The sequence below is a fragment of the Taibaiella lutea genome, assembly GCF_008629695.1.
Lineage (GTDB): Bacteria > Bacteroidota > Bacteroidia > Chitinophagales > Chitinophagaceae > Taibaiella > Taibaiella lutea.
The window spans coordinates 1,007,189-1,018,865 of record NZ_VWSH01000001.1 but is presented as its reverse complement, the minus strand read 5'-3'; the positions used below and the strand labels follow the sequence as shown (position 1 = coordinate 1,018,865).

At 39.7% G+C, this 11,677-nt stretch carries 10 protein-coding genes; 6 read left to right on the top strand and 4 right to left on the bottom strand.

Going from position 1 to position 11,677, the window contains the following annotated elements:
• The first annotated feature begins 14 nt into the window (after positions 1–14).
• Entirely contained in the window at positions 15–773 is a 759-nt protein-coding gene (locus F0919_RS04375) for a hypothetical protein (RefSeq protein ID WP_150031492.1), read from the top strand.
• Between the two features lie 161 nt (positions 774–934).
• On the opposite strand, the gene F0919_RS04370 is transcribed toward F0919_RS04375, so the two are convergent.
• From F0919_RS04370 to tsaD, 3 genes are all read right to left on the bottom strand, one after another.
• Positions 935–3,109, bottom strand: coding sequence for a T9SS type A sorting domain-containing protein (locus F0919_RS04370; RefSeq protein ID WP_150031491.1), 2,175 nt, complete (start codon positions 3,107–3,109; stop codon positions 935–937).
• Between the two features lie 264 nt (positions 3,110–3,373).
• On the bottom strand, positions 3,374–4,117 hold the full coding sequence (locus tag F0919_RS04365) for a tRNA1(Val) (adenine(37)-N6)-methyltransferase (protein WP_150031490.1): 744 nt from the start codon (positions 4,115–4,117) through the stop codon (positions 3,374–3,376).
• 80 nt (positions 4,118–4,197) lie between these two features.
• On the bottom strand, positions 4,198–5,214 hold the full coding sequence (gene tsaD / locus F0919_RS04360) for a tRNA (adenosine(37)-N6)-threonylcarbamoyltransferase complex transferase subunit TsaD (protein ID WP_150031489.1): 1,017 nt from the start codon (positions 5,212–5,214) through the stop codon (positions 4,198–4,200).
• 188 nt (positions 5,215–5,402) lie between these two features.
• Between tsaD and rpsU the strand changes: the two genes are divergently transcribed.
• From rpsU to F0919_RS04340, 4 genes are all read left to right on the top strand, one after another.
• Positions 5,403–5,600: a 30S ribosomal protein S21 gene (gene rpsU / locus F0919_RS04355; RefSeq protein ID WP_150031488.1), complete on the top strand. Its 198-nt coding sequence runs from the start codon at positions 5,403–5,405 to the stop codon at positions 5,598–5,600.
• Between the two features lie 163 nt (positions 5,601–5,763).
• Complete coding sequence (locus tag F0919_RS04350) at positions 5,764–6,657, top strand: tyrosine-type recombinase/integrase (RefSeq protein ID WP_262713940.1); 894 nt, start codon at positions 5,764–5,766, stop codon at positions 6,655–6,657.
• Between the two features lie 83 nt (positions 6,658–6,740).
• On the top strand, positions 6,741–7,040 hold the full coding sequence (gene hpf, locus F0919_RS04345) for a ribosome hibernation-promoting factor, HPF/YfiA family (RefSeq protein WP_150031486.1): 300 nt from the start codon (positions 6,741–6,743) through the stop codon (positions 7,038–7,040).
• A 144-nt stretch (positions 7,041–7,184) separates the two neighbouring features.
• Positions 7,185–7,892, top strand: coding sequence for an SAM-dependent methyltransferase (locus tag F0919_RS04340; RefSeq protein WP_150031485.1), 708 nt, complete (start codon positions 7,185–7,187; stop codon positions 7,890–7,892).
• Between the two features lie 191 nt (positions 7,893–8,083).
• On the opposite strand, the gene F0919_RS04335 is transcribed toward F0919_RS04340, so the two are convergent.
• A complete protein-coding gene (locus tag F0919_RS04335) occupies positions 8,084–9,154 on the bottom strand; it encodes a ferredoxin--NADP reductase (protein ID WP_150031484.1) in 1,071 nt (356 codons plus the stop codon).
• 225 nt (positions 9,155–9,379) lie between these two features.
• Here F0919_RS04335 and F0919_RS04330 point away from each other — a divergent pair, with 225 nt between their 5' ends.
• Complete coding sequence (locus F0919_RS04330; protein ID WP_150031483.1) at positions 9,380–11,677, top strand: T9SS type B sorting domain-containing protein; 2,298 nt, start codon at positions 9,380–9,382, stop codon at positions 11,675–11,677.

The window sequence follows — 11,677 nt, the reverse complement described above, 5'->3', positions numbered from 1 at the left end:
AAACAAAATGAACTATGCGCAAATTAATACTACCTGTTTTTTTGATTACTGTTGGACTATTTTCCTGTAAGAAGGAAACGACCAGTCTTTCTGATATAAATAAGGGTAATAATTTTTATCCTACTGAAATAGGTAAATATATCATCTATAACTACGATTCTACCATTTGGGATGATCACGAAGAAAAGATATTCTATTATCAGGGCCAATTGCGTTATACTACAGTTGATACATTCCGCGATACGGAACATGAAGGCCGGCTGGCATACAGAATTGATGTAGAAAGACGCGCCAATAACACCGATCCTTTCGAGCCGAGCAGCGTGATTTACGTTACACCATCTGATAATAATGTTGTAATGGAAGAACGTAATGTGAAATTTATTAAAATGGTTTTTCCGGTAAGTAACGGTGTAACATGGAATGGTAATGCTATGATTCCGATTGACGATCAGGATTATACTAAAGAGTTTGGTAATGATAAATGGGTTTATACCTACGCTAATTTCAATACTGATTACAATACTACACCTGCAAAGGTTTATAACAATACAGTAACGGTTAATCAGATTGATGATTCCTTAAACAATCCGGATGAAGATTCTACAGCTTATGCTTATAAGAATTATGCTCAGGAAGTGTATGCTTATAACGTCGGGATGATTTACCGTAAAAGGACTTATTGGGAATTTCAGCCTAAAATAGGCGGTAGCGGTGGCAGTGGTTTCCGTAAAGGTTATGAAGTAATTTTGAAAGCAGTAGAAAATAATTAATCTATTTGCTGAATAATATTAAGCCTCCTGATTTATCAGGAGGCTTTTTTATTTAAGTAACGCCGGAAATAGTTTTTTAAACTTTCATGGAAGGGAATGAAAATCCCCAAACGCAATAAACAGATATTGCATTTGGGGGTTTTCTTATAATTTGATAATATCTATAGTTTTACGAATTTTCTTTTCTCAGAAATGCCGTTATTGCTAATTTCAACAATATAAATACCTGGAGCATATTTATTAATCGGAATAGATATTGTCTCACTTCCTCCCTTTTGAGTGAAGTTATGCTTTGCTATTAATTTGCCTTCTACAGAGAAAACAGAAACTACCAGATTGTTGTTTTTAACTGTATTTTGAAAAGCAATATTGATAGTTGAATTTGCAGGATTAGGATACAGTTCTCCAATATTGTTTTTTCCTGATTCTAAACCCGTTTTTTTCGCATCTTTTTTAGGATCAACATTGTTTTTAGCGATGCAGATTTCATATTTCTTAAAGCATTTCTCACGTTGCGGATTCTGATACACTATAGTAATAGAGTAACTTCCCGGGCCAGGATAAGTGTGCGACACGAAGGTTGCGCTTGTAGAAAACGGAGGGGTGCCATCGCCAAAGTCCCAGGTATATATTCCTCCGGGAGGATTACCATTTGCCCAGAAGTTAAGCGTATAAGGATTGTTGAAGTTAATACTGTACCCGGCGTCAATAATGCATGAATCTTTAGGACACTTAATAACGTTGACATTAACAGTAGCAGAAGCATGACATCCGTCAGAAGAAACTGCGTCAACAGTGTATATTCCTGTATTGCCAAATCCGGCACCGGTAATTACCGGGCTTTGAATACTGCTTATAAACCCGGGGCCTGACCAGTTATAAGTTGCGCCCGGGAAACTTGTAACATCCAATTGAATATTGTCTCCTATGCAAGCCGGATTAGGCGTTGCTGTTGCAGTCAGATTAAGAGAGCCATAATTGCTGAAATATCCGAAGCTTGTTCCGCTGCCCGGTCCACCATCTAAAACACCCATATGGAAATTTGCGGTCGAATTAGCTATGTTTATTACACTTCCCTGAGGATAACTGGAAAGCGAAAGTTGTACTTTTGTTGCTACCCATAGCCCGCCTGTGCCGGGAACTGCAGTAAAAACGGGAGATAAGGTCGATAAGGGGGCACCATTAATAGTAAAATTGGTTTCATTTCCTGTTTGAGTAAAAAGATTGATCCATAATTGCATATTAGTGGATCTTACGTAAGAAACAGACCTGCTGCCGGTACAGTTAATTTGAGGTAGTTGCGTAAGGCCTACTTCACAGCCAATCCCGCTTAATTGCCATGCAATAGTCGGTTGGGTGGTTTCAATAAAAGTAGATCCTGCGGAAAATGGAATTTGTTGTGTTTGTCCCGCATTTATTGTTGACACAACTGAGCCATCTTTTGACACCTGTGTTCCGTTTGTAGTTGCGGTTATAAAAACATAATCATCGCCTGAACCATTCATTTGCCCTCTCATTGCTATATATTGGGTACCTAATAAAGGAACAGGTACAATTTGATCACCACCTAAGTCGCCACAACCACCTACATAGGGAGTTAATGCCAACAATAAATCATCTTTTGCAGTGATTGTAATTGGTTTATCTGATGTTACAGTAGAACCACCCAAGTGCTGGCCGGCTAATTGACTACTTGCCGTAGCAGAATAGGTTTCTCCCTTATTAAGAACAATTGAAAAAGCCCCGCTGCTCGCCAGATGGCCGACAATGTCATTGGAAGGTGTAATGACAACCGTTGTGGCATCTTCCGTAGCGACAATATCAAATGCAGAATAAGGCTGAGGGTTAAATCTTACGGGGTCATTGTCGAGCAGATTTTGGGACGGGATTATAAAATCTGTTCCGAGGGCATTCTTTCCTTTCAATACAAATATTTCCGGATTATCCTGAGTTGGTGACGACCCTGCACCTGTAACTACTTCATAATAAATTGTTACAGGTGATGTTGAAATAATTCTGAGGCCCTTTTGTAGTACCGTGTTGGCCGGTTTGTTTTCGAGTTTACTTAAATAAAGGCCTAACGGTACCGTAATAGTACTATTTGCCGCCACAGTTGGTGTCAGGATTGGAAATGTCGGATCCGCAGGCATGTCTATTGTAACGCTTGCAGCAGAAGAATACGCCGTGATACGAAGCACAACAGGGCTGTCAAGAATAATGGGAGCAGTTTTTGAAATTTCAGGCGCTACAAACCAAAATTCATTATCTGTTTGTGCAAAAAGTTTCGTGCTAAACAGCATAGTAAGAACAAATAAAAATCTTAACATCTTTTTCATAATTAATATAATTATTAGTGAAATCTAAAGATATCAGATAATTCTGCATGTCTTTCATTAATTCTTGAATACGTAGATGTATTTCTTGAGAACGTAAGTTGGAAGTATGGTGACAAATGGCTCTAAAGTAATAATGCCGCTTGTTGGATTTAATGATATTGTAAGATGCATACCATGCGTTGAACAACAGTATATTATTGTAGGCCAGAACCAGTTCAATTGTTCCTTAGCTAAAGCGCCGGCAAATAGGATATATCCGGGCTTCTAATTTAATTTTAAATAATAATCCTTTAATAGGAGCCTCATTGATGCTGTATAATTTCTGTCGTCATTATATATCGTAAGCCCGACCTTTATTAAAGATTGTGTATCTTTTTTAGCAATAAGTCCGATGGTTCTGTTTGGTTTGGTTGAAATACTCGGTTGAACCGTCAATTGTTTTAATAAAGCAAATCCATGTTCTTTCATAGCACTTAACCAATTGTCCCATTCTGTTTCGGGAAACATTACACAAAAAACACCATCAGTTTTTAATAAGCCGGCTACTGCATCTGCCAGTTCTTGCTTGCTTAACGATTGACTATGACGAGCGTCATTTCTGGCTTTTGATTGAGATTCCAGGTGATTTTGAAAAAAAGGCGGGTTGCAAATAATGAAATCATATTTTGATGTGCTTTCAGCTGTACCTGCAAAGTCGGAAAGTGAAGTATGGAATGTATTTAAATGTTGTTTCCAGTCAGATGCTTCAAAGTTGGAAACAGCCTGAAGATATGCATCCTCATTGATTTCAATAGCATCAAAATGTGCATCAGGCATGGCTTGTGCCAACATAAGTGTCAGCAAACCTGTACCCGTTCCGATGTCTAAAACCTTAGCTTCGGGTTTGCATAATGCAGCAAATTCAGCCGCTGCCCATGCGCCCTGAATACAGGCATCCGTAGATACTTTCATGGCACATTTTTCCTGATGGACTTTGAACTGCTTAAACTGAAACCAATCGTTAGGCATCTTTTAGGAATTAGAAATTAGATGTTAGATATTAGAAATCTAAAATTGGTATTTGGATCTTTTTTGTTTGAAATTTAAGCCTAAGTCCATTGTGTGCGTGCAGAAGGTACTACGCTCATATCTGCAAACTGTTCTTTCATCATTTTATAATAAGCAGTAATACCTATCATCGCTGCATTGTCGGTACAGTATTCAAATTTAGGGAGGTAAACATTCCATTTGTTTTTAACGCCATATTCCTGCAATGCCTTCCTCAATCCGCTATTAGCCGAAACACCACCCGCAATTCCAACGTGTGTGATTTTATAAGCTTTTGCCGCTTTCTCAAATTTCTTCATTAAAGCTTTAATAATAGTATGTTGAACCGAAGCGCAGATGTCGTCTATATTATTTTGTATGAAATCAGGATCTGTTTTTTGTTGTTTTTGAAGAAAATAAAGCACGGCCGTTTTGATGCCGCTGAAGCTGAAATCAAATTCTTTTATATCCGGAATCGGGAATGGAAATTTTTCAGGATTACCCTTCGCTGCATGTTTATCAACTAAAGGCCCGCCGGGATAAGGTAATTGCAGCATTTTGGCTATTTTGTCAAAAGCTTCTCCGGCAGCATCATCCAACGTTTCGCCCAATATTTCCATTTCAAGATGGGAATGGCACAATACAATTTGCGTATGGCCTCCCGAAACGGTCAGGCATAAAAATGGAAATGCAGGTTTGGGATCTTCAATAAAATGTGCCAGAACATGTGCCTGCATGTGGTGCACGGCAATTAAAGGAATATTCAATGCTTGTGCAAAGCCCTTTGCAAAGCATGCACCTACCAATAAAGAACCGATTAAACCCGGCGCCTGAGTAAAAGCAACTGCCGTAATGTCTTTTTTGGAAATACCTGCTTTCTGAATGGCAGCATCTACCACGGGGACTATTTGCTGCAAATGCGCCCTCGAAGCCAGTTCGGGAACCACGCCGCCGTATTGCTCGTGTACGCTTTGGGTAGTAATAATATTACTGATGACCTGTCCGTCTTTGACAATAGCAGCAGACGTTTCGTCGCAGGAAGACTCGATAGCTAAAATAATAGAATGAACGCTTTGCATAAATAGATAGCAAAAATACAATCTAAAAATTTATCACGATACCATATTTCGCGTATTGACATAACGATTTTGCATGAGATAGATAAATAACGTTTGAAGAAATATTAATTTTCTTCATTCTCATTTGTTCAATTTAAAAAAAGAAATTACCTTTGCCATCCCAAAGGAAAAAAAGGGGGTATATAACTATGCTTATTTTAGATGCAAAAGATTGCGAAAATATTGATAAAGCTCTCAAAAAGTACAAAAAGAAATTTGAGAAATCTCGCACTTTGAACCAATTACGCGCTCGTCAAGCTTTCACTAAGCCTTCTGTAGAACGTCGTAAAGAAATTCTTAAAGCTGCTTACCGTCAGCAAATCATGGCTGGTAAAGTTGAAATTTAAGTTTTTCCTTAAATTTTAAAACAAAAACTGCAGTCATTTTTTGGCTGTTTGTTATCAATATTTATTTTGAAATCGGGATTGTAAATACGTATATTTACAGTCCCGATTCTTGTTTCTATAATGTTTCGGGAGCAGTATTTTCCATTGCTTAATTATCCTGTTTTTGACTTTACGAAACATTATACCCGAATTCCTCCGATACATCCGCTTTGAAAAGCGCATGTCCGAACTGACTTTCACAGCTTATCATAATGACCTGCTTCAATTTACCAGTTACCTTCAGAAGGAGTATGAACTGGAAGATGCTGACGACATCAAGCATATACATCTCCGTTCCTGGTTGGCGGGAATGAAAGAAGAAGGCTTGAGTGAACGTACATTACAACGTAAAATCTCCACCTTAAAATCTTTGTTTAAATACGCCATGCGCCTGAAACTGGTGCAAAGCAATCCTACTAAATTATTAGTAGCTCCAAAAGCCCCTAAAAGGTTACCTGTGTTTTTAGAACAGGAACAAACTGTTGCCATTGAAGCCATGCGCAATTATCCTGATGGATTTGAAGGCGATACCGAACGGCTTATTATTGAAATGCTCTATCAATGCGGATTACGTCGGGCGGAACTAATAGGACTTAAAGAATCGGATATTGAATTTTCGAGGAAGCAGATAAGAGTGCTGGGTAAGCGCAATAAAGAAAGAATGATTCCCGTGAGCGATGAATTGCTGATTGACCTCAAGCATTATATGGATGAAAAAAGAAAAATTTTCAACCAACCATCAGTCAATTTGTTGTGTTTGATGAGCGGTAAAGAATTATATCCCAATTACGTTTACAGGGTTGTTACCAGACATTTGAAAAACGTAACGACATTGGTTAAAAAAAGTCCTCACGTGTTGCGGCATACATTTGCAACACAGCTATCCAATAATGGTGCGGATTTAAATGCGATTAAGGAATTATTGGGTCACAGCAGTCTGGCAGCCACTCAGATATATACACAAACAAATATCAGCCGGTTGCAGGAAGTTTACAGAAAAGCGCATCCTAAAAGTTAATTTATCATTATTATTTTATACCTTTCGAATATGGAATAACACTACATTTAGAATATTTTTTTTAACTTAAAAAATGACGAACTATGAATGTACAAATTCAGACTGTTCATTTTGATGCAGACGAGAAACTGCTGGAACACGTACAAAAGAGAATTGACAAACTGAAAACCTTTCATGATAAAATAACCGGCGTGGAAGTGTTTCTGAGATTAGAAAACTTATCGCAGAAAGTTAAAGACAAAGTAGCCGAAATCAAAGTGTCCATACCCAAAAAGTCTTTGTTTGCAAAGCATGAATCAAAAGTGTTTGAAGAGTCTTTCGACGAAGCTTTCGATTCTTTAGTAAGTCAGATTAAAAAGTCAAAAGAGAAGATGTACGCTTAACTCTAATCTTAGTCGAGATAAAATATAATAGCCGCCCTGTTTAAAGGGCGGCTATTTTTTATGCCTACCTTTGTCCGGATCTTAATCCATCGTAATATCCTATTTCTGGCCGCGATGCAGCGAGAATTTATAATAAGCAAATACATGACAAAAGTTATTGGAAAACTATATCTCATTCCCGTTCCCCTTGCAGAAAATGCATTGGAAACCATTCCTGAAAATGTAAAAACATTAAGTTGTTCCCTTAAATATTTCTTTGTTGAAAACGTGCGCACCGCCCGCCGGTATCTTAAAAGCATTGATAAATCGGTGGATATTGACGCTATTCAATTTCAGGAGATCAACAGTCAGACGTCGCCCGATTTGAATATATTCAGGCAATGGCTGAAAGAAGGCAATGATGTTGGCATGATGAGTGAAGCCGGTTGTCCCGGTATGGCAGATCCGGGAAGTGATTTGGCTGCCGTAGCACAAGAGATGGGTGCAACGGTTATTCCATTGGTAGGACCAAGTTCGGTATTATTAGCTTTGATGGCTTCAGGTTTTAACGGACAAGGCTTTCGCTTTGCCGGTTATCTGCCTATCAAAGAACCTATTCGTGGCAAAGCCATTAAGGAACTGGAAACTATTTCTGCAGAAAGAAAAGAAACGCAGCTTTTTATAGAAACACCTTACCGTAATAACCAGATGCTGAAAGACATTATCCGTCTTTGCAAGCAACAAACAAAACTTTGCATTGCTGCTGATATTACGGATGAAAAAGAATTTATAAAAACCAAAACAGTGGGCGAATGGGCAAAAGAAATGCCCGATTTGCATAAACGGCCTACCATATTTCTCCTGATGGCTTAAGAGATTGTTAGTATTGAAATCTGAGATGAATTGATATTTGATTCATAGATTTGACAACTTTTAAAAAGTTGTCAAATCTAAAAGGGCGTCATGAATAGCTTTTTAAAAGTTGTCAAATCTAAAACGGCATCATGAATACCTTTTAAAAGGTGTCAATCTCCACACAACACTATTTTGCCTAACATCTAATATCAATATTCCAGTTCCACATCACCCCCAACAGGAAAACCCTGACAGGTAAGAATCAATCCCTGATTCATTTCACGCTCTGTTAAGACCTCATTGTAAGCAATCCATACACGGCCCGAAGTACAGCGTGCCACACAACTTCCGCATTGGCCCGATTCGCAGCTATAGGGCAGGGCAATACCATCTTTCATTGCCTGGTGCAGAATGGAAACAGGGTATTGTACCGTTATTTCTTCCGTTCTGTTGTTAAGCCTGATGCGCACTTTGTGTGGTAAAGTATCAGGCGGCAATTCTATGCTTTCAGGCTTGTACGGCACAAAAACCTCTTTATGGATATTTGCTTTCGGAATGCCGTCGGTCAGTAAAGTAATATTTACCGTGTCCATATATTCCACAGGGCCGCAGATATAAGCAAGTGTTTTTTCCTTTGACGTATCCAGGTATTCGTTCAATAAAGAAGAAAGCAAGCTGTTGTTCAGCCTCGATTTCAGGATATTATTGGAGCTGCTGAAAAGAAAATCTATTTTTAATCGTCCCTTGCTTTCAACCGCCAATTGCAGTAATGCATTATAGAAAATGGTCTCCTTCGTGCTCCTGTTGCTGTAAATCAGTACTATGGAAAGATGCGGGTATTGTTTCAGTATAGTTTTTATAAGCGAGTAAACAGGCGTAATGCCTCCTCCTGCCGCTAAAAAGAATATCTGCGTATAGTTATCAATATCTTCCGGCAATGTAAAAAGTCCGCCAACACCTGCGCATTGTAACCTATCGCCTACCTGCGCATGATCAATAAAATATCTCGAAAATTCCCCGTTTTCAATACGCTTTACGGTAATGGATAATGGCTCGTCTGTTACAGGCGAAGAAGATATGGAATAAGAACGGCGTGCCGGTCCGCTTATCCTTTCAAAATTGAAAGTCAGAAATTGTCCGGCTTTATAATTATAAATGTTTTGTCCTGCCGCTTCTAAAATAAAAGTCCTTGCATCAGGTGTTTCTTCAATAATCTTTTGAATAGTCAGTATCTGGTATGGATTGGATTCGTCCGGCATGCTGCAATAATGTGGCCTCAAACTTACGATTTTTGAGGTAGCCTGCTCTATAAAAAAAGGAAAGAAATTTCAGGAAGCTTATTTGTTCCGTTTATATTATATAAAGTATTTCTTATTCACTAATGTATTCCTCTATAAATAAACATTCACTAAGTATCTGAATTTTTCTATTTTTGTCCAACCTCCATCAAAATGTAGCTGTCTAAAGATGTGGGTTTTTTTAAATGAAAATAATAATAAGCCGATATGAATCGTATTTCCATCTTTTTTGCAGCCTTTGCAGGACTTTGTTTGAATAATGGTGCTTTTGCACAAGCTCCGGGAGGTGTTGCCTTAGGGTTAACGGCATGGTATCATGCCGAAGCAGGTACTACCGTTTCACCTGCCAATGTGTTGACAACATGGGCTAATCAGGCCACTAATCCTAACTTGACTAACCTTACGCCCGACGGTGGCGCCACAACATTAGTAAACAATAATCCTGTTCCTTTTAACTTTCATAGTTATTTGCAACATGCCGCTGGCTGTATGCGGCTTGCCAATTCAGTTACCAATACAGATGTCGTAACTACCACACAAGGTTCTATGATGGGTGCAGGCACTGCACCTGATCAGCTTATTTGTCTGACCGGCAATAGCACTTCCGGGCAATTCGGCAACAACAGAGCTAATACAGGCACAAGAGGTAACAGGACAGAATTTGGCTCCGGAACAACTAATGGTGGTGCCAATTTTGCCGCAGGAACAGTTTTAAACACAGGAAATGCCAATATATTCGGACTGCGCGCAATGGTTGGTGCGGCACCTGCCCACCAGAATACTTATAACGGAATAAAAGCAACCGGCGTAGCTGCAACCAGGCCGGCAGGTTCCTACAGGTTTGCCATAGGCTCCTTCACAGGTTACTTCTACGGTACCAATAAATCAGCAGAAGCCGTTTGCCATAACCGTCAATTGACATCCGACGAATTCAGCAGAGTAGAAAGTTATTTTGCCATAAAATATGGTATTTCATTGGGCACACCCGCTGTTCCCGTAGATTATCTGTCTTCTGCATCTGCCATCGTCTGGCCGGGCGATGCTGCTTACCAGAATAACATTACAGGTATCTGCCGCGATGATGCTTCCGGCCTCATTCAAAAGCAATCAAGAGCAGTAACAGCCAAATCCAAAGTTTTTATTTTTAATGATAATACCGGCGGAATATTCCCTGCCATGAATGCGGATAATACTACCACCTTTGCTGCCGATCAGAGCTTTGTAATGTTTGGTGATAATAATGCCGACACTTTATTGAACGTTTGTGCCATGAACGGCAGAGCTGTAAGAATGGACCGTCATTGGAAAATGGTAAAAACAGGTACGGTTGGCGATGTTACCATTGCCTTTACCGCTACCGAACTGCCTGCAGATATAACTACCTTGCTCGTTTCAACAAACAACACATTCCCTGAAGCCGCCACCACAGCCATTCCATTGCAGACTTCAGGTACTTATAAATACGCTGTAATGCCTTCGGACAATACATTCTTTACATTTTCAGCTACGCCTTTAGATGTTTCCGTTGATGTGGTAAATCTTACCTGTCAGGCCGCCAATGGCGGTAGTATGACGGCAAACGTAACAGGCGGCCTTGCTCCTATCAGTTATCAATGGAATACCACGCCTCCGCAAACAACAGCTACAGCTACCAATGTACCTGCAGGAAATTACACCGTGACGGTAACGCAGGCAGCAGGTTGTGCCTATACACAAACGGCAACCATGGCAAATGAAATCATTGATCTTATGGCTACATTAACCGCCACCAATGCCAGATGTAATGGCGACAACAATGGAAGTATTACAGTAGTAAATACGAACGGAACGCCTGCTTTTTCCTACTCGCTGAATAATCAGACCAACTGGGTTACGACCAATCAGTTTCAGAACCTTTCCGCAGGTCTGTACCGTGTTTATCTTAAAGATATCAATGGCTGTACCGGAGACGATACCATAAGCATCAATGAACCCGACAGGCTTTCTTTGCAGTTTAAGAACCTGATTGACGATTATTGCGAATTAGGTTCCAATCCTAACGGAAATGTCGAAATACTGCTTACGGGCGGTACCATTCCTTACAATGTTACATTGAACGGCAGCAATATCGGCCCTTCTTTAAAGCTTACCAATCTGAAAGAAGACCATTATACCTACGATGTTACCGATGCCAATGGCTGTAAGATAAACGATAGTTTCTCAATTGAACATGTGCCTTGCTGCTTTGCATTTGTGCCGAATGCTTTTACACCCAACATGGATGGCAGGAACGATATTTTCAAAATGGAAACCACCGGCAGGATACTCCTGAACAAAATGATTGTTTACAACCGCTACGGACAGATAGTCTGGGGCAGCTTTAACCAGGGCGAAGGCTGGGATGGTACGCAAAACGGCAAACCCGTGGATGCAGGTACTTATTTTTACTATATCAAATACACCTGTGCATCTTTCAACGGACCTAAAGAAACAGAATTGAAAGGCGATATAACAGTAGTGCGATAA